General features: G+C 25.9%; 17 protein-coding genes, 1 pseudogene and 1 other annotated feature. Of the genes and pseudogenes, 7 read left to right on the forward strand and 11 right to left on the reverse strand.

Going from position 1 to position 18624, the window contains the following annotated elements; genetic code table 11:
* Positions 1-4: 4 nt before the first annotated feature.
* From FRIFI_RS09700 to FRIFI_RS15185, 4 genes and pseudogenes are all read right to left on the reverse strand, one after another.
* On the reverse strand, positions 5-958 hold the full coding sequence (locus FRIFI_RS09700; RefSeq protein ID WP_166505739.1) for a calcium/sodium antiporter: 954 nt from the start codon (positions 956-958) through the stop codon (positions 5-7).
* A 100-nt stretch (positions 959-1058) separates the two neighbouring features.
* On the reverse strand, positions 1059-3194 hold the full coding sequence (locus FRIFI_RS09705; protein WP_242977247.1) for an ATP-dependent DNA helicase: 2136 nt from the start codon (positions 3192-3194) through the stop codon (positions 1059-1061).
* Between the two features lie 9 nt (positions 3195-3203).
* Positions 3204-3506, reverse strand: a pseudogene (locus FRIFI_RS15480) (hypothetical protein); the annotation flags it as partial.
* Positions 3470-4054: a hypothetical protein gene (locus tag FRIFI_RS15185; protein ID WP_242977248.1), complete on the reverse strand. Its 585-nt coding sequence runs from the start codon at positions 4052-4054 to the stop codon at positions 3470-3472. The pseudogene FRIFI_RS15480 and the gene FRIFI_RS15185, both read right to left, overlap by 37 nt.
* A gap of 184 nt (positions 4055-4238) precedes the next feature.
* Between FRIFI_RS15185 and pdaA the strand changes: the two genes are divergently transcribed.
* Positions 4239-5057 (forward strand): delta-lactam-biosynthetic de-N-acetylase, encoded by an 819-nt coding sequence (gene pdaA, locus FRIFI_RS09710; RefSeq protein ID WP_092924892.1) that lies wholly within the window; start codon positions 4239-4241, stop codon positions 5055-5057.
* Positions 5058-5092: 35 nt separating this feature from the next.
* Here pdaA and FRIFI_RS09715 read toward each other — a convergent pair whose 3' ends face one another.
* Entirely contained in the window at positions 5093-5596 is a 504-nt protein-coding gene (locus FRIFI_RS09715; protein ID WP_166505740.1) for a hypothetical protein, read from the reverse strand.
* Between the two features lie 123 nt (positions 5597-5719).
* On the opposite strand from FRIFI_RS09715, the gene FRIFI_RS09720 reads away from it, so the two are divergent.
* Together FRIFI_RS09720 and FRIFI_RS09725 are read left to right on the forward strand one after the other, a co-directional pair.
* Complete coding sequence (locus tag FRIFI_RS09720; RefSeq protein ID WP_166505741.1) at positions 5720-7159, forward strand: CehA/McbA family metallohydrolase; 1440 nt, start codon at positions 5720-5722, stop codon at positions 7157-7159.
* A gap of 101 nt (positions 7160-7260) precedes the next feature.
* Positions 7261-7404: a hypothetical protein gene (locus FRIFI_RS09725; RefSeq protein WP_166505742.1), complete on the forward strand. Its 144-nt coding sequence runs from the start codon at positions 7261-7263 to the stop codon at positions 7402-7404.
* A gap of 129 nt (positions 7405-7533) precedes the next feature.
* Here FRIFI_RS09725 and FRIFI_RS09730 read toward each other — a convergent pair whose 3' ends face one another.
* On the reverse strand, positions 7534-7959 hold the full coding sequence (locus FRIFI_RS09730; protein ID WP_166505743.1) for a DMT family transporter: 426 nt from the start codon (positions 7957-7959) through the stop codon (positions 7534-7536).
* 152 nt (positions 7960-8111) lie between these two features.
* On the opposite strand from FRIFI_RS09730, the gene FRIFI_RS09735 reads away from it, so the two are divergent.
* Positions 8112-8669 (forward strand): DUF308 domain-containing protein, encoded by a 558-nt coding sequence (locus tag FRIFI_RS09735; protein WP_166505744.1) that lies wholly within the window; start codon positions 8112-8114, stop codon positions 8667-8669.
* Positions 8670-8743: 74 nt separating this feature from the next.
* On the opposite strand, the gene FRIFI_RS09740 is transcribed toward FRIFI_RS09735, so the two are convergent.
* Positions 8744-10042, reverse strand: a complete 1299-nt coding sequence (locus tag FRIFI_RS09740) for a VanW family protein (protein WP_092924882.1) — start codon at positions 10040-10042, stop codon at positions 8744-8746.
* 179 nt (positions 10043-10221) lie between these two features.
* Here FRIFI_RS09740 and mnmL point away from each other — a divergent pair, with 179 nt between their 5' ends.
* Positions 10222-11163 (forward strand): tRNA modification radical SAM protein MnmL/YtqA, encoded by a 942-nt coding sequence (gene mnmL, locus FRIFI_RS09745; RefSeq protein ID WP_092924880.1) that lies wholly within the window; start codon positions 10222-10224, stop codon positions 11161-11163.
* Between the two features lie 81 nt (positions 11164-11244).
* On the opposite strand, the gene FRIFI_RS09750 is transcribed toward mnmL, so the two are convergent.
* Genes FRIFI_RS09750 through FRIFI_RS09765 form a run of 4 tightly spaced genes read right to left on the reverse strand, consistent with a single transcriptional unit; the run spans position 11245 to position 14647 of the window.
* Complete coding sequence (locus FRIFI_RS09750) at positions 11245-11805, reverse strand: DJ-1 family glyoxalase III (RefSeq protein ID WP_166505745.1); 561 nt, start codon at positions 11803-11805, stop codon at positions 11245-11247.
* Between the two features lie 16 nt (positions 11806-11821).
* Positions 11822-12601: an HAD family hydrolase gene (locus FRIFI_RS09755; RefSeq protein WP_166505746.1), complete on the reverse strand. Its 780-nt coding sequence runs from the start codon at positions 12599-12601 to the stop codon at positions 11822-11824.
* 8 nt (positions 12602-12609) lie between these two features.
* Positions 12610-13848, reverse strand: coding sequence for a competence/damage-inducible protein A (locus FRIFI_RS09760; RefSeq protein WP_166505747.1), 1239 nt, complete (start codon positions 13846-13848; stop codon positions 12610-12612).
* A gap of 34 nt (positions 13849-13882) precedes the next feature.
* Complete coding sequence (locus FRIFI_RS09765) at positions 13883-14647, reverse strand: sugar phosphate isomerase/epimerase family protein (protein WP_166505748.1); 765 nt, start codon at positions 14645-14647, stop codon at positions 13883-13885.
* A gap of 317 nt (positions 14648-14964) precedes the next feature.
* Between FRIFI_RS09765 and FRIFI_RS09770 the strand changes: the two genes are divergently transcribed.
* Together FRIFI_RS09770 and FRIFI_RS09775 are read left to right on the forward strand one after the other, a co-directional pair.
* Positions 14965-16875 (forward strand): ABC-F family ATP-binding cassette domain-containing protein, encoded by a 1911-nt coding sequence (locus tag FRIFI_RS09770; RefSeq protein ID WP_166505749.1) that lies wholly within the window; start codon positions 14965-14967, stop codon positions 16873-16875.
* A gap of 94 nt (positions 16876-16969) precedes the next feature.
* Positions 16970-17185: a binding site (T-box leader), on the forward strand.
* 55 nt (positions 17186-17240) lie between these two features.
* Positions 17241-18611 carry a YjiH family protein gene (locus tag FRIFI_RS09775; RefSeq protein ID WP_240275671.1) on the forward strand — a complete coding sequence of 457 codons (1371 nt, stop codon included), beginning with the start codon at positions 17241-17243 and terminating at the stop codon, positions 18609-18611.
* The last annotated feature ends 13 nt before the right edge of the window (positions 18612-18624 follow it).

Genomic DNA, 18624 nt, shown 5'->3' on the forward strand with positions numbered 1-18624 from the left:
TTTTTTATTTTCTTATTATTATAAATGTCATATATAATATATACATTATAACTAATAATATACCTTCTTTTTTATTTATACGTTGCTTAGTTCCTGCAAATATATATGTTAATATTGTTATTATTATCATAATCATCATATCAACAAACACTATGCTATGAACTTGTATATTGCTTATAAATGAGGATATACCTAAAACAAATAATATATTAAACAGATTCGAACCAACTACATTACCTATAGCTATATCACTTTCACCTTTTCTAGCCGCAACTATACTCGTTACGAACTCCGGAAGAGATGTTCCTATAGATACTATAGTTAAGCCTACTAGATTTTCACTCATACCCCAAGCTAAAGCAATATTGCTTGCACTATCTACAACAAACTGACCACCTACTATTATTCCAATTATACCAAAGATACTCATTAGTATACTTTTACTCATAGGTATGCTCTCATCAGCTTGATCTATTTCCATTTCCTCTTTAGATGTTATGGCCATCTCTACTAAATAATACATAAATATACCAAATAAAGTTAGTAGCATCAGCCCATCTGCTCTTGTTAAAGCATTTTGAGTATACCCTTGAAACTTTATATCGTGAGATAATATAGATAGTACTATAGTTGCAAGTACTGCAAATGGGAATTCTTTAATTATAGTGCTCTTTTGTACCTTTATAGGATTTATTATTGCTACGACTCCCAAAACACATAAAAAGTTAAATATATTAGACCCTACTACATTGGCTATAGCCATATCATTACTTCCTTTTAATGCTGCTGTTATACTTACTGCAGCTTCTGGTGCACTAGTACCAAAAGCAACTATTGTAAGCCCAATTATAAGTGTTGGGACCTTTAATGTTTTTGCTATAGATGATGAGCCAACTACAAATACATCTGCTCCTTTTATAAGAATTAAAAAACCTATTATAAGTAATATATAACTCATATTTACATCCTTTCTTTTAACTACTTTTATAAGATTTATTTTTTCTTAAATATCTAATCTTATTCAATAATTAAAATATAGGTAAAGTCTTTTTATAATCTCATACCTTAGATTTTAATTTGATTTTTTCTTTTGGTATAGTGTATCTATGATTAAAGTACTTTATATTTAATTTATCATGATTATTTGAAGTAACTCTGCACTTTATATACCTTTGATTCATTTGCTCAACTACAAACTGTTCTATATCTTTTATGTCATCTATATCTGTAATTGTTAATAAGTTCCTAACATCTACTAATACCTCTCTCATAACCTGCTTTCTACATATATTTAGATGATTATTAGTATAGTTTTGTATATTATTTTTGCTAACTATATTTATTTTACAACCATGAAGATCTCTCTCTAATTTTTTTAAAGTATGCCCATTAGTTCCTATGTCAAAGATTATAAAACATCCGTAATCATATTTGCTTCTTAAGATCCTTCCCATAGCTTGTTTTACTTTAATAGCCATCTGAGGGTAGTTTATAGATTGATAGGTCAAGCCATATTTTTTCATAATAGTTGAGTATAAAGGATCTTTCGGATTTAGATTAGGAATTTTATCTAAGGTTACACACACAAGTCCATCCCCTGGAACATCTACACCTTCAAAGCATCCTTTCGACCCTAATACCACACAATTTTGATTCATATTCTTTAAATTTCTAATTCCTTTTTTGTTTTTGTATATATCTATGTTTTTTCCATTTAATATATGAGTTAGATCTTCGTATGTTTTATCCAATCTATCTGTACTATTAAATAATGATAATAAGTGTCCATGTGTTACCTCACATATTTTGTATATAGTATTTGATATGTCTGTTGTAAAGTTTTTATTATTATAATTTGATAAATCGCTTAGCCCTAATGTTAATACTTTGTTTTTATAATTATATAAAGGCTCTATCACTTTTTCGATATTTTCAACCCTATTTATACCGAGAGTATTTTTAAAATAATTCATATTGTTTTCTACACTCAAAGTAGCAGATATAAATATACCACTTTCCACTTGACTTAATATATTTTCTTCAAACAATTTAGCTAGTTTTAAAGGAACAACTTTAGCCTCAAAGTTAGTATAATTTTTATCTATTTCAATAATTCTTGCAAAATCGTCTTCTTCAGTAAATTCCATAAATAGTTCAAATGTAGTCCTTATATCTTCTAGTTCTTTTATTCTTGCTTTACCAAATTTATATATATCAGATTCCTTATCTATACTATCATCATCTATATTTCTATCAATTATAACTAATATAGCTATTAAATTTCTTAGTATTTTATCAAAACTATCTCTAATCTTATTACTATAACTTAAATATGTTAATTCTATATATTCATCTTCTTTTTTTACATTTCCTAGCACTTCACTTTGTTGTAGATTAAATTCCCACCTTAAGTTATATTTACTTAAATAATTATAATCTGATTCTATACCAAATCTTAGAACAGAGTTAAGTTCCTCTAAAATTAAATTTATATTCCTACTTATTTTTTCTTTTATATCTCTTCCAAAGTGAACATGATGATAAAACTTATCAAAATACTTTATCTTTCTAGATGTTTTATACTTTTCATATATAAAAGGACTATTTCCTATATATTCATATGGATATATTTCTTTTAAAAAATATTTTAGTGCTTTGTATTCTATAGTACTTGAGAAAAAATCATATCCCTTTTCAGCTAAATTATGACCCTCATCCACTATAATATTTTCTAGTGGTTTCTCTTCTTTATAAGGCCACTTTGCTAATAAAGAGTGATTTATAACAGTTATATCTTCTTCTTTTAATTCTTCTACCCTATTTTTGTATAGACATTCTTTATTACACTTTTTAGGTCTACATAAATTTGGATCACAACTAACATGTTTTATATGATCACCTATTACATTAAATTCATTTAATATAGAAGGACTTATCTCCTCTATATCACCGTGTTTTCCTTCCTTAACTATTTGTTCTAGTAGTAATATCCCTAGTATTTCTTTTTTAGTTGGTTTTTTAGAGGTATATTCATGTTTATACTGTTCTAATTTTTCTACACATATATAGTTGTTTTTTCCTTTTATGTATCCATACTTTATCTTTCCCATAAGACCTAATGAGTTTAATACATTAGGTATATCTTTATTGATCAATTGTATTTGAAGCTCTTTAGTGTCTGTAGATATTATCATTCTCTTTTTGTTTAACCTTGCTTCTAATATAGCTGGAAGTAAATATCCTACACTTTTACCTATTCCTGTTGGTGCCTCTATACATGCTATTTTATAAGTAGTAGCACTACTTATAGTTTCTCTTATAGTTTTGGTTAGTTCATACTGCCCTGGCCTGTATTCATATATAAATCCTTCTTTTTTAGCCCATATGCTTTCATCTTTTAATAATTCTTCATAATTTCTTTCATTTTCATTTAGTTTTCTTATTACTAGCTTTTCTTTTTTATTATCTTTTAATTTTTTTCTGCTTTTTTTTCTAAACTTCCTAATTTTTTAATATCATCTACACTATCTATTAACTCACTCCACTCCCAATTAGGTAGTGAAAATTTATTTAAGTAAGAATTTATCTTAAATGTTAAAGGCTCTAATGTTAATTTATCTTCTTTTTTTATACTTATTATTATATTGTTTACAATGTTTACAATACTTATTAAATCACTTATATACTTATCATTTGTTAATATATCATTTAAATCCTTAATATTATAATCACTATAATAGGGCTTAATTACATGCACTAACTCTTTTACATCTAATATCTTATCGTTTATATAATTCTCTATAAACTTTTTATTAGATGATAAATCAAACATTGCTATATAGCTATCTCCTATAAAATCATTTAAACTATTTATATTATAAATTTTATCATCATTATTTATTATTTCCTCAAAAGTGTATACTTGATTATTAAAAAACTTCACTCCTATTAACTTAATTTTATTTGAATTTTTGCTAGCTTCTATATCTAAATAAGTTATATTATCTAAAACACTATATAACTTACTAGTTAATTGATGTATAAATTTCTCCATTTCATTTACCTTCCATCAAATATGTCTATACTTAAACATATTTATTTCATTGTCTTGTATACATAATTATATGATAAGTTTATCCAAAAAGTAAAAATATAATTTCCATTTACTTTTATTAGTATATTTTTAACTTAATTATTAAAACTATATATAAATTTACTACACTACTAGAGGTGACTTTATGAATAAAAAAAATACAACAAACTATCTACTAATAGGATTTTTCTTACTTATATTTACATTAATATTTACTACAAATTTTAATATAGTAAATAAATCTAAAACTCAAATATTAAATCCTATAAATACAGAATATAACTGGTACTTCAATCCAAGAAACGATGGAAAACAACCAGAACCTATTAAAGAAGCTAATTTCTTTAAAAAGTATAATTCATATTATGTCGGTGATAAGGATAAAAAAATAATATACTTAACATTTGATGCAGGATATGAAAATGGAACAACTGAAAGTATACTAAATACATTGAAAAAACATAATGTAAAAGCCCACTTTTTCGTTGTAGAAAGCTATATAAGAAATAACCCAGAGCTTATAAAAAGGATGGAAAAAGAAGGTCATTTAGTTTGCAATCATTCTAAAAATCATCCTTCAATGGCTAAAATAACAGATTTTGAAAAATTCAAAGATGAAATAACAAGTGTAGAGGATGCTTATAAAGATGTCACTGGTAAAGATATGCCTAAGTTTTTCAGACCACCTATGGGAAAATTTAGTGAGCAATCATTAAAATACACACAAGACTTAGGATATAGTTCTATATTTTGGAGCTTTGCTTATGTAGATTGGTATAATGATAATCAACCTACGCCTGAATATGCAAAGGAAAAAATCTACTCAAGAACTCATCCTGGTGCTATAGTTTTACTTCATCCAAACTCTACTACTAATACTCAAATATTAGATGAAGTTATAACTCATTGGAAGGAAGAGGGATATAAGTTAGAAACACTTGATTATCTAGTTAAAAATAAATAGTTTATAAGGATACAGATATCTCTGTATCCTTTACTTTAAGCATCTATTAGTATATTTTTTCCCCTAAAATTTGCTACCCAATAAGGTTTATAAATACTCTTAACTTCTTTTATATTAATATCTTGAAGGTTAACTTTTTCTATTTCAAGTTTACTTTTTTTATTTTTTAAAAATCCCATTATCTCACATTTAACATTTTCAACCATATACTCTTCCGATATTTTTGATCTTTTTATATAACTCTTATCTACATACTTACTTATTGTACTTGGTATAATATTAACAGACTCTGAGTATCCATTATAGGTATTAACTAACATAGTTATTTTATATGTACTTATTTTGTTTCTAAATATGCCAATACTTCTTTCTTTACTTATTATTTCATAGCTAAGAACTTTAATTTCAACATATTCTAAATGTATATCTTTTATTAACATATTAAATTGTAAAACTCTGCTCATTAAAGGCATCTTTTTTAATATATATTTGAGTATATCTTTTTTATTTGTATTAACTTCCATTGCCTCTATTCTCATACTATCCTCCTATAGTATTTGATATTAATAAATTATATTAATACTACCTATATTTTCATGTATGTATATATAAAAAATACATATGATAAATAACACAATATAAGGTAAAGGAATTGATTATTTATGAGATTAAACCTTCTATTAACAATTTTAATTTTATTTATATCTTTTACATTTTCTATTTTAGGCTTTAATAGAAATATATTACATGTTAATTATTTAAATAATGATTCTGTACATGTTGGTTCTTTTGATAATACTCCTCCTACTATAAAATCTATATCTCCTGGTAAATGTTCTGAATATATAGTGTCAAAACCTACTATAAAAATTAAATACTTTGATGAAAGTAAAATAGATAAATCTTCAATTAGATTACTCGTCAATTATGAAGATGTAACTAATAAATCCACTATTTCAGATTCTAGTATAACTTATATACCAGATAAAAAATTTAAAAGAGGAAACCAAGTAGTAAGTCTTGAAATAAAAGATTTATCTCCAAATAAAAATAAGTCTAATATTGAGTGGTATTTTACAGTTGGAACACCTGTTTATAAGCATTATAGAGGTCTTTTACATTCTCATACTAGTGCAAGCGATGGTCATGGTAGTTATAGTGATGCTTATTATCTAGCTCGTGATAAAGCTAATTTAGATTTTTTCTTCATAACGGAGCATTCTAATATGCTAGATAATAACTCAAAGTGCGATATAAATAATGCTTCTAAAAGTAATAAATGGTCTGAGCTTGTAAAAGTTAGTGATAAATTTACATGTGAAAAAAATTTTTTAGGTCTATATGGATTTGAAATGACCTATCCTTATAATGTAGATAATCCTATAGGACATATTAACATATTTAATTCTAAGGGATTTATAACTGAAAAACATGGTGATATGATGAATTTAGATAATTTTTATAATTATATATATAACCAAGAAAATTTAATAGGTCAATTTAATCATCCTGGTGAAAAATTTGGAGATTTCAATAATTTAGAGTATTCACCTAAAGGAGATGCTATTATCTCATTACTAGAAGTAAGAAATGGATATAATTCTGATGATAGTAAAAATATTAAGTCTTATGATATGTATCAGTTAGCATTAGATAAAGGATGGCATGTCGCGCCTACATGCAATCAAGATAATCATAGAGTTAATTTTGGTATAGCAAATGAATTTAGAACAGTAGTATTATGTAGTGAACTTACTAAAGATGCTTTATACGACGCTTTAAAAAATATGAGGGTATATGCATCTGAAGATAAAAATTTAAAAGTAGATTACACTATAAATAATCTTCCTATGGGAAGTAAAATAACTAAATGTTCAAGACTAAACTTCTATATAAGTGCTGTTGATAATGACAAAAATGATAAGATAAAAGAGATACAAGTTATAAGTAACAAAGGTAAAGTAGTAAAGAGTAAAAATTTCGATTCTAATATAGCTAGATTAGAATTTTCAATGAAGTCTAATAAAAATAGTTTTTATTATGTAAAAATTATTCAAGACAATGAAAAAACATCTGTAACATCACCTATTTGGATTAAGTAAATAACATATATAAAATTTATCCAAAGATGTAAATAAGTCATTAAAATATATCCTTTTTATTTGTAAATACTATAATTGAATAAATTTTTATGGAGGTATTTATGAATAATCAATCTTTCAATACAAACTATAAAATAGCAAATGTATCTAGGGATGAAGAAAAAGCAATAAAAAAAATAGAGGAAGAATTAAGAAATATAACTAAAAAAGATTTTGTTATTATAGCTTGGGAAAAAGAACAATAGATATATAATACCTTATTATTTTAAAGAATAAATTTATCTAAAAATTAATAAAGCTATAAATATATAATTTTATATACTTATAGCTTTATTATTCTTAATTAAGTTTTTATTTTTAAATTTATATTTAGATTAACTTAATATAAAAAAAGTACCAATAACAAGAAGTATTGCTCCTATGTATTTATAAAGATGTATACTTTCTTTTAAAAGAGTAGCGTCTATAAAAAAACCTATTAACATCTGGGATACTACTATAAGTGTTAATGTATTAGATACACCTAAACTTGGAACTGATTTTACTGTAAAATATATAATTAACCCACCAAGTATACCACCTATTAATAGTTTAGGATTTATACTATTTATATTAGCTAAATCCTTAAAATCTCCAGCTAATAATATACTTATTAAAAAAAATAATGCTCCTACTACTAAACTTATAAATGTAGCTATTAATGCAGTTGTATTTTTTCCAAGTTCTCCATTTACAAATGCTTCTATTGCTGTAGAAACTCCTGCTAATATAGCAAATAAAACTGCCCCTAAATTCCCCACTATATCCCTCCTTTAAATGTTCTCTATTTAATCTATGATATAGCTTGTCTATTAATGCTTACTTACAATTTATTTTTCACTATTTAATAAATATCTATTTTTTGTTATAATTACTTTAAATTTATATAAAATAATGTTAGAGGTGACAATCTATGTTTCAAATGTTTAATATAAACTTTAGTAACATGTATAAAAAAGAAAACTCGGTTAAGTTTATGATTATAGGAGTATTACTTATAGGCTTTGGTGTTTTATCTTTTATAAATAAAGGAATCGGAATTAAACTACTTTCTTTTGCTTTTTCTTTATTACTTTTATTTTTTGCATACTTAAATTTAAAGAATATAAATGAACTTAGAAGATATGCTCCTAAAGAGGAAATTAAACCTTTTATTGGTATACAATGTATACTTTTGATTTCTGCCATATTATTGATAGTATTCCCTACTAAAATTCAAATTTTTATCTCCTCAATATTTGGAATATATATAATATATTCTCAAATAATAAACTTAATTAGAAATAAAAATAACCCTTACTATAGATTCGGTACTTTTAATTTAATTAAAGTCATATTTGGATTTATATTAATATTTTCACCATTTTTCTTATCTAGATTTATAGTTTCTATATTATCATTAATATTGATACTTATAGGTTTTAGTATATTATCAGTAGGTAATAAATTAAAAAATATTGACATATTATAAAAATTTAATGTGATTATATTATAAATAAAGTTGATTAAATTTTATAATTAAAAAGAGGAGACATTCTCCTCTTTTTATCTATATACACTAGTATCTATATGTTTTTCATATACTTTTTTCCCTTTCTCATTATATCCATACAAATACGTATTAGCTACTTTTCCACTAGAATATCCTACAGCTTCATACTCTATTCCATCTAAAGCTTTTTCATTTGACCAAAATTCTATAGTTAATAAGTTATTACTTGTTTTAGTATTTATAACTATTGGATATTCTAAAGTATTTTTAAACTTATAATCTATACTCCCTGTAGCTAATGTAGCATCTAATCCTCTTGGCACATAGCTAACTGGCTTTGAATGGTTTCTTCTCTCTGTAGGTAGTATTCCAGACTTTAATTGAGTATTATATAACGTTGATGAAACTTGACATACACCACCACCAATTCCATCTTTTAAATCTCCATTTATTATTACAGGTGCATTTTTATATCCATTTTCTCTATCTATTGGTCCCAAAGCTTTTTCATATGAAAATTCTTCTCCTGGCATAAGTAATAAATCATCTATTTTTTTTGCTGCAACTTCTATATTATCTCCTCTTCCTCCACCTGATGCATATGAAGTTGAGTATGATGATATCTTATGATTAATATTCTTTAAACTATTTATTTTTATTGTAGGCAGTTCATTTATTTCTTTACAGTTTATAACCATGTCCTCTCTGTATATATTTTCATTATTAATGTTATATAAAATATTTTTTACAAGTCTATTTAAATCTAATCTTTTACCAGTTTTACCTTCTTTCAATTTTACAACTTCATTGTCTATAATTACTTTAGGTTCTAGTGGCTTTTTAGAATTTTCTTTATCTATAATATATCCACATCTTACTATCTTATCTTCATTTATATCTATGTTAAACTTATAATTTTTTTCTTTGTTTTTTATTATAGTCATAAATTTTTCTAATATATTTTTATTTTTATTTTCATTAACTATATCTTCATATAATTTATCTGTATTATAATTTGATACAATGTCATTCATACTAAGTACATATGTATTTTTTTTTATTTTTATTTTCACCTCTTTTTCATTTATTTCTTTTTTTAATACCTCTAACTTTTCTCTTAGTTCATTATAATTCATTCCAGATATGTCTTCTTGGTATATACTAACTCCTGGGTAAACTCTTTTGTCATACTTAGCTACAACTATATTTATGCACACACATAATGATATAACAAAAAAAACTATGATTATTATACATTGTTTTTTAGTTATACCATTTATTTTGCTTTTTATAGTATTTAAGCATTCTTTTATTATCTCTTTATATGATTTTTCTTCTTTATTACTACTCATTTTTGCCCCCCTAATACTTTGTTAATAAATATTATTAAAGAGATGTTATTTGTATTCTAAATTTTATGTAACAGTATTGTAATTCTTATTTTTAGACTAGTTATTCTAGTTTGTACATATACTTTTTTTATGGTAATATAGATAGATATAAATTATATTGATTAGAAAAGGTGATAAATTTGACGAAGTTTAAATATGCTTTTGATAATAAAAGATACCATACATGGAATTATTATCTTAGAAATACATTTGGCGAGAAAGTTTTCAAAGTTTCTATAAATGCAGGTTTTACTTGTCCTAATATAGATGGTAAGGTTTCTTATGGTGGATGTACTTATTGTAGTAAAGAAGGTTCTGGAGATTTCGCTGGAAATCCAAAGGATAATCTTATAAAACAGTTTAATGATATAAAAGAAATGATGCATAAAAAATGGCCATCAGCTAAATATATAGGATACTTCCAAGCATATACTAATACTTATGCTCCTTTAGAGGTTTTAAAGGAAAAATATGAAACAATATTAGAGCTTGATGATGTCATAGGTCTTTCTATATCTACAAGACCTGATTGTCTTCCTGATGATGTTGTTGATTATTTAGATGAGTTAAATCAAAAGACTAACCTTTGGGTTGAGTTAGGGCTTCAAACTATTCATGATAAAACATCTAAACTTATAAATAGAGGTCATGATTATGAAGAATTTTTAAAAGGTGTTGAAAAGTTAAAAGCTAGAAATATAAAAGTTGTCGTTCATATAATAAATGGACTTCCTGGAGAAGATTATGATATGATGATGGAAACTGCTAAAGCAGTTGCAAATATGGGTGTTGATGGTATAAAAATACACCTTCTTCATGTAATAAAAGATACGCCTATGGAAAAAATGCTTCAAAATGGCATGCTTAATCTAATGGATAAAGATGAATATATAAAACTTGTATGTGATCAACTAGAAATACTTCCTGATACTATGATAGTTCATAGATTAACAGGTGACGGTAAAAGAGATGAACTTGTCGGGCCTTTATGGAGTTTAAAAAAATGGGAAGTGCTAAATGATATAGATGCAGAACTAAAAAGACGTGACTCTTATCAAGGTATTAAATTTAATAATAAATAAAATTGTAGATATTTATTTACTAAAAAAAGGATATGTAAACTTGCTTTAGCAAGTTTACATATCCTTTTTTTAATATTTTTGTTAAGCATTTTTATTATAAAAATTAACTAACATTTCCTCTCTTATTTCTTTCGCTTTTTCTTCATACCCTAATGCTTTAAGTAGTTCTAAAGAAAACTCAATAGCTGTTGCTGGTCCTCTACTAGTTATTATATTTTCATCTCTTACTACTATTTCTTCTACATAAGATACACTAGATTTATCCTTTATAAATCCTGGATAAGATGTACACTTTCTGTTTTTTAATACTTCAAATTCTTCTAATGTTTCTGGTGCTGCACATATTGCTGCTACTATTTTACCTGATTTATGTAACTTTTGTACAAAATCTTTAACTCTTTCGTCTTTTAAATTTGTAGCACCTGGTAAACCACCTGGAAGCACTATGGCATCATACTCATTAACATTTATATCATCTATACTGCAATCTGATTTTAAAACTATATCATGATTTCCTCTTACGTATTCTTTTTTTATTGAGCACATATCACATACAACATTTGCTCTTCTTAATACATCTACCACTGATATTGCCTCTATTTCTTCAAATCCATCTGCTAACATAACTAATACCTTTTTCATTATTTAATCCTCCTTCTTATTTACAATTTATGTAATTTATTGTTTTTATAGCTTCAGCTACACTATCTACAATATAGTTTGCATGTTCTTTTACGCTATCTCTAGAATTTTTCATTGCAAAACTATATTTTACTCCACTTAGCATATTTATGTCATTAGGAGAATCACCTATAGTAGCTATTTCATCTTCTTTTATTCCTAAAGATTTACATATATACTCTATACCCTTTCTCTTAGATACATTTTTAGGAGTAATATTTAATGTATTTTCTGATGAAAAATATATATCTAATACTTCATTAAACTCTGCTTTTAAGTCTATTTCTATTTTGCTTAGTTCCTCTATATTTTCTGATACTACACCTATATTTCCTATTAGATTATCAAAACTTTTTCTATGGATAAATTCTTTATCAAGGATATAATTATTAGTATACTTACTAAATACATTACATTCTTCGCATAGTATTACAGTTTGATTATACTTAAAATATAATTTTGCATCATTTGACTCAAATCTGGCTATAACTTTTCTAACTATCTCATCATCTATAGTACCCTTAAATACTAATTCTTTATCTTTATTATAAATATAAGATCCATTTTCGCATATATAGTAACCTTTTATTTCAATCTGATTATCTATAATATTTAATGCATGTGGAAATATTCTACCTGTTGCTATGTTAAATACTACATCTTCCTTCTGAACTTTATTTATCTCATAAATATCTCTATCATCTATATGTCCATTATATAAAGTTCCATCTAAATCACAAAATATATACTTTATCATATGTCCTCCTAAGATAGCTCTAATAATTTTAGTCTTAATTCATTGAGTATAGTTTTAGTAGCCCTTAACCTTATCATTTGTCTATCACCATTAAAAATTTGACCTATAGCATATGTTTTACCATTTATATATATACCCATATATACAAGTCCTACCGGTTTTTTTTCACTTCCTCCATCAGGACCTGCAATACCTGTTGTTGATATTCCGATATTAGTATTAAATTTACTTGCTATGCCATAAGCCATCTCTTTTGCTGTCTCTTCACTTACTGCTCCATATTTATCTAAAGTTTCTTTTTTAACACCTAACCTTTCTCTCTTAGCTTCATTTGAGTATGTAACACATCCTTCAACGAAAACTTTAGATATTCCTGGGTAATTTATAAGAGTTGAACTTACCATACCACCAGTACAAGATTCTGCTACTGATATGGTCATATTTTTATCTATTAACATATTAGCTATAACATCTTCTAAATTTATGTCTCCTACTGCATATATGCAATTTCCAAGCCTTTCTTTGATTTTATCTACAAAAGGTTCTATTAAACTACTTGCTTCATTTTTAGTTTTAGCTTTTGCTGTTATTCTAAGACTAACTTCTCCTTCTTTTACATATGGCGCTATTGTTGGATTATTTTGTTCTTTTATGATATCTATCAAATTTTTTTCTACCAAAGACTCTCCCATACCAAGTATTTTTATATTCTTTGACATTAATACACTTTTAGTTTTATCTTGTAGATATGGCTTAACAAACTCCTCAAACATAGGCTTCATTTCCTTAGGCGGTCCTGGAAGTATTATTATAATTTTATTATTATTTTTTAGTATTGCACCTGGTGCTGTACCATTTTTATTCTCTAGTACCATAGCATTTTCTGGGAAATAAGCTTGTTTTTTATTACTATCACTTATCTCTATATTCATCTTTTTAAAATATTTTTCTATATTTTGAAGTGATGGCTTATGAAGTACTGGTGTTTGATTAAAAAATTTACAAGCCACCTCTTTAGTTATATCATCGCTAGTTGGACCAAGTCCTCCTGTAGTTATAACAATATCACTTCTACCTAAACTTTCCTCAAATGATTTTAAAAGTCTTTCTTCATTGTCTCCTACACTACTTTGGTAGTATACATCTACTCCTATACTTGCTAATTCTTTTGCTAAATATTGAGAATTAGTATTTATTATATCCCCAAGAAGTATTTCTGTTCCTACTGTTATTATTTCAGCTTTCATCTTCATCACCCTGACCAGTTTTGTTTTATTAATACTATAATAATCCATTTTTTTTAAGTATTTCTAAAGAATTTATTAGTTCATTTGTATCAACTATTTCTAAAGATATACTTGAATTTTTTAAATTTTTGTTTATGTATTTTATAAGTTCTATTATATTTATATTACCACTTTCTATACTACTGTGGCTATCTTTTGACCCATAATTATTGTGTATATGAAAGTGCTTAATTCTATCTCCCAATCCTTCTAACCATTCATTAACACTTATATTAGAAAATACATTTACATGACCTATATCTAAGCATACTGAAAAATTTTTATGATTTACATTATCAACTAACTCTTTTATAAAAAGATAATCTTCTTCCATAGTGTTTTCTATATGTATGTCTATATTGTCATCTTTATCTGCTAAAAAATCATTCCAAAAGGTTATTGCATTATTAAGCCATTCTTCCTTAGTGTATGTATTTGGTGTATATCCATTATGATATACTATTTTTTTAGCACCTAGTTCTTTAGCTATACTATACCCTTCATTTAATCTTTTTTTAGTTACTTTTACTATATCTTTATCTCTGCTTCCTACAGATAAATCTGCATAAGGTCCATGTATTGATATATTAGTTTTTCCATATATATCTTTTATTTCATCTTTATATGTTTGTAAATACATGTCTTTATCATCAAGTATATAAGGACTTGCAAATTGAACAACTTCTAATCCCACATTGTATTTTTTAATAATTTTAAGTATCTTTTGTGTTTCGTCTAATTGTGATATATATATATCCATCGCTTATCCCCCATTTTCTATTTAAAATACCTTAGTATATTTAACACTTATAAGATATAATATAATTATGTTTTTCTCAAATTATATTATATGCATTTTAAGTTTCACTTCTTTATATAGATTATACTCTATTATTTTTACATGTAAAATTAATTTAGTTAATAACTATTTACCTCATCATGTAATTTATATAGATTATTTTTGGTTTTAATGTCTATATTTAATAGTTTATTAAACATGCATAAATATAATCTCTTATATAGATTTATTTAAATAAAAAATCTATTATCAAAATTAATATGAATTTAGGTGATTTTATGAATTTAATGACTTTAGAAAATATATGTAAAAGTTATTCGGAAAAAACATTGCTAGAAAATATATCCTTTGGTATTAATGAAGGAGAAAAAATAGGTATTATAGGTGTTAATGGTACTGGTAAATCTACATTACTCAAAATAATAGCAGGAGTTGAAGTTCCAGATAGTGGTACTGTTACTAAAGCTAATAGAGTTAGAGTTGAATATCTACCTCAAAATCCTGACTACAATGAAGAGTTCACTGTATTGCAGCAAGTATTTAAAGGTACATCTAGCGAAATGAAACTTTTATTAGAATATCAAGAAACTCTTGATAAACTTAATAAAGCTTACAATGAAGATATAAACAATAAGCTAATATCTCTACAAGAAAAAATAGATACGCTTGGTCTTTGGGATTTAGAAAGTGAAGCTAAGATGATTTTAACAAAACTTGGCATAACTAATTTTAGCCAAAAGGTAAAAGAACTATCTGGTGGTCAAAGAAAAAGAATATCACTAGCTTCAGCACTTATAACCCCTTGTGACTTATTAATACTAGATGAGCCTACTAACCACTTAGATAATGAAACTATCGATTATTTAGAAGAATATCTAAATTCTAGACGTGGTTCACTAGTAATGATAACTCATGATAGATATTTCTTAGATAGAGTTTCTAATAGAATAATTGAATTAGATAAAGGTAGACTATTTAGTTATGATGGTAACTACTCTTTATTTTTAGAGAAAAAGATGGAAAGACTTACACTTGAAGCTAGTATGGAAGAAAAGCGTCAAAATTTAATGAGAAAAGAACTTGCATGGGTTAGACGTGGTGCTAAAGCTCGTACTACTAAGCAAAAAGCTAGACTTCAACGTTTTGATGACTTAGTTAATCAAGATATTATAAAACCAGATGAGCAAATGGATATATCTGTTGGCTCTACTAGACTTGGTAATAAAATAATAGAAATACACAATATATCTAAGTCTTTTGATGGAAAATGTCTTATAAATAACTTAGACTATACTCTAGCTCGTACTGATAGAATAGGTATTATTGGTAAAAATGGTATGGGTAAATCAACGTTAATTAATATATTAAATGGTAAATTAAGCCCCGATAGTGGTCATATAGAAGTTGGTGAAACCGTTAAAATTGGATGTTTCTCACAAGATGACTCCCACATGCATCCTGATATGAGAGCTATAGATTATGTTAAAGAAGGAAGTGATTATATAGAAACTTCTGATGGAAGTAAAATATCAGCCTCTCAAATGTGTGAAAGATTTTTATTTAATTCAACACTTCAGTATAGTTTAATAAATAAATTATCTGGTGGAGAAAGACGTAGACTTCATCTACTTAGAACTCTAATGACTGCACCTAATGTACTATTATTAGACGAACCTACAAACGATTTAGATATAGAAACACTAAATAGACTAGAAGATTATTTAGATGAATTTAGAGGTGTTGTTATAACAGTATCTCATGATAGATACTTCTTAGATAGAATATGTAATAAAATATTTGCATATGAAGGTATGGGAAATATTCATATATATACTGGTAACTATAGTGATTATCAGGTTTATAAGGAAGTACAAGGTATAGAATTTGAAGATGAAAAAATTATAAAAGAAAACTCTACTCCTAAGAAAGAAAAACCTAAATCAGCCAAAAAACTTAAGTTCTCATATAACGAACAAAGAGAGTTCGAAACTATAGATTCTGATATAGAAAAATTAGAACAAAAAATCGAACAATTAGAAAGTGATTCTACTAAATATGCAACTGACTTTGTTAAACTTCAAGAAGTTCTTGATGAAAAAGCTAATCTTGAAAAAGAACTAGAATTTAAATATGAGAGATGGGAATATTTAAATAATCTAGCCGAAGAAATAGAAAATAGCAAAAACTAATTATTAATAAAAATTTTCTAAATATTTTAATTTTACGAAATAAAATTGTTGACATTTAAAATTATTTATTTTAAGATTATAGAAAATAAATAATATAAATTCAATGAAAAAGAGAGTACATTAAATGAATTTTATAGAGAGCCGAGGATGGTGGAAGCTTGGCATTGAAGTTTAATCGAAGAGAGCTTTGGAGAAGATTATCTGAAACTAAGTATGGTAATCGGGATATCTCACCTTACGAGACTTAAGTGAGTAATATATGCGCATATATTATTAATAAGAGTGGTAACGCGGAATTTTCGTCTCTTGGTCTTTTGACCAAGGGACTTTTTTAATATTTAAATTTAATTTAGGAGGTTTGATTTATGCAAGGAAATTTAGTAGGTTCTACATCGAAAAGTAGTTTTTTTAAATTTTTAATACCGTCATTATTTGGTTTATTATTATTTGTTATTCCACTACCTTATGGTAGTATGATTCCTTTAGAAGGATTATCTTCTATAAATATTGGGATAGGATTTATTGCTGAGCTTATAAAAATAGTTTTTGCTGATTATATGTTAAACATAGCCTTAGTTGTTATTATTACTTCTGCTATTTTATCTATATTGAGTAAATTTATAAATATAAAAAATGAGTTTTTAAATAGTGTTTTAAATGTCTCTCCATTTTGGCTATTATGTAGAATACTTGGTGCTATATTTATAACTATGACTTTATTTAATGTAGGTCCTAAAGTTATAATATCTGATGTTACTGGTCAAACAATAATAGGACTTTTACCAAGTCTTCTTGCAATATTTTTAGTATCAGGTTTCTTCTTACCTTTAGTGGTTGACTTTGGTCTTATGGATTTACTTGGAACTTTAATATCTAAATTTATGTATAAATTATTTAAAGTTCCTGGTCGTGCTGCTGTAGATGCTGTTTCTTCTTGGCTAGGAGATGGTACTTTAGGAGTTATGATTACTAGCACTCAGTATAAACAAGGTTATTACACTACTAAAGAAGCTGTTATAATATCTGTTTGTTTCTCTTTAGTGTCACTGCCATTTTCTACAGTTATAGCAGATCAACTTGGGCTTATGTCAATGTTTGTACCATTTTATGGAACAGTTTGTATTGCATCACTAGCTTGTGCACTTATAATGCCTCGTATATATCCATTAAATAAGTTTAGTGATTCTACTTATAACGGAGTGGCTCATTTAAAGGAAGAATTAGTTCCTAGTGGTAAAAATGTTTTTGAATTTGCTTTTGAAAAAGCTTTATATAGAGCAGAAAATGCACCTTCTTTTAATACTATTATAATACAAGGAATAAAAACTGTTATAGACATGTACTTAGGATTACTTCCTTTAGTTATGGCTTGGGGGACATTAGCACTTATAGCTGCAGAGTTTACACCAGTATTTAATATAATATCTTTACCAATAGTTTATGTATTAAACTTATTACAAATACCTGATGCTCATATAGCAGCTCCTGCTGTATTAGTCGGATTTACAGATATGTTTTTACCATCTATTATGGTATCTGGGGATGGAGTTAGCCAAATAACTCAATTTATAATAGGTGCTTTATCTATAAGTCAATTAATATTTTTAACTGAAACTGGAGCTGTAATATTAAAATCAGATATACCATTAAACCTAAAAGATTTATTTATTATCTTCTTAATACGTACAGCTATAGCACTACCAATTATAACTTTAATAGCTAATCTATTATTCTAAATTAGTATCAATT

It is taken from the genome of Romboutsia hominis, from assembly GCF_900002575.1.
In the GTDB taxonomy this organism is placed as follows: domain Bacteria; phylum Bacillota; class Clostridia; order Peptostreptococcales; family Peptostreptococcaceae; genus Romboutsia_C; species Romboutsia_C hominis.

Coding starts and splice junctions, on each gene's coding strand:
- FRIFI_RS09700 (WP_166505739.1), bottom strand. CDS start 958: ATGAGTTATATATTACTTATAATAGGTTTTTTAATTCTTATAAAAGGA.
- FRIFI_RS09705 (WP_242977247.1), bottom strand. CDS start 3,194: ATGATAATATCTACAGACACTAAAGAGCTTCAAATACAATTGATCAAT.
- FRIFI_RS15185 (WP_242977248.1), bottom strand. CDS start 4,054: ATGGAGAAATTTATACATCAATTAACTAGTAAGTTATATAGTGTTTTA.
- pdaA (WP_092924892.1), top strand. CDS start 4,239: ATGAATAAAAAAAATACAACAAACTATCTACTAATAGGATTTTTCTTA.
- FRIFI_RS09715 (WP_166505740.1), bottom strand. CDS start 5,596: ATGAGAATAGAGGCAATGGAAGTTAATACAAATAAAAAAGATATACTC.
- FRIFI_RS09720 (WP_166505741.1), top strand. CDS start 5,720: ATGAGATTAAACCTTCTATTAACAATTTTAATTTTATTTATATCTTTT.
- FRIFI_RS09725 (WP_166505742.1), top strand. CDS start 7,261: ATGAATAATCAATCTTTCAATACAAACTATAAAATAGCAAATGTATCT.
- FRIFI_RS09735 (WP_166505744.1), top strand. CDS start 8,112: ATGTTTCAAATGTTTAATATAAACTTTAGTAACATGTATAAAAAAGAA.
- FRIFI_RS09740 (WP_092924882.1), bottom strand. CDS start 10,042: ATGAGTAGTAATAAAGAAGAAAAATCATATAAAGAGATAATAAAAGAA.
- FRIFI_RS09750 (WP_166505745.1), bottom strand. CDS start 11,805: ATGAAAAAGGTATTAGTTATGTTAGCAGATGGATTTGAAGAAATAGAG.
- FRIFI_RS09755 (WP_166505746.1), bottom strand. CDS start 12,601: ATGATAAAGTATATATTTTGTGATTTAGATGGAACTTTATATAATGGA.
- FRIFI_RS09760 (WP_166505747.1), bottom strand. CDS start 13,848: ATGAAAGCTGAAATAATAACAGTAGGAACAGAAATACTTCTTGGGGAT.
- FRIFI_RS09765 (WP_166505748.1), bottom strand. CDS start 14,647: ATGGATATATATATATCACAATTAGACGAAACACAAAAGATACTTAAA.
- FRIFI_RS09770 (WP_166505749.1), top strand. CDS start 14,965: ATGAATTTAATGACTTTAGAAAATATATGTAAAAGTTATTCGGAAAAA.
- FRIFI_RS09775 (WP_240275671.1), top strand. CDS start 17,241: ATGCAAGGAAATTTAGTAGGTTCTACATCGAAAAGTAGTTTTTTTAAA.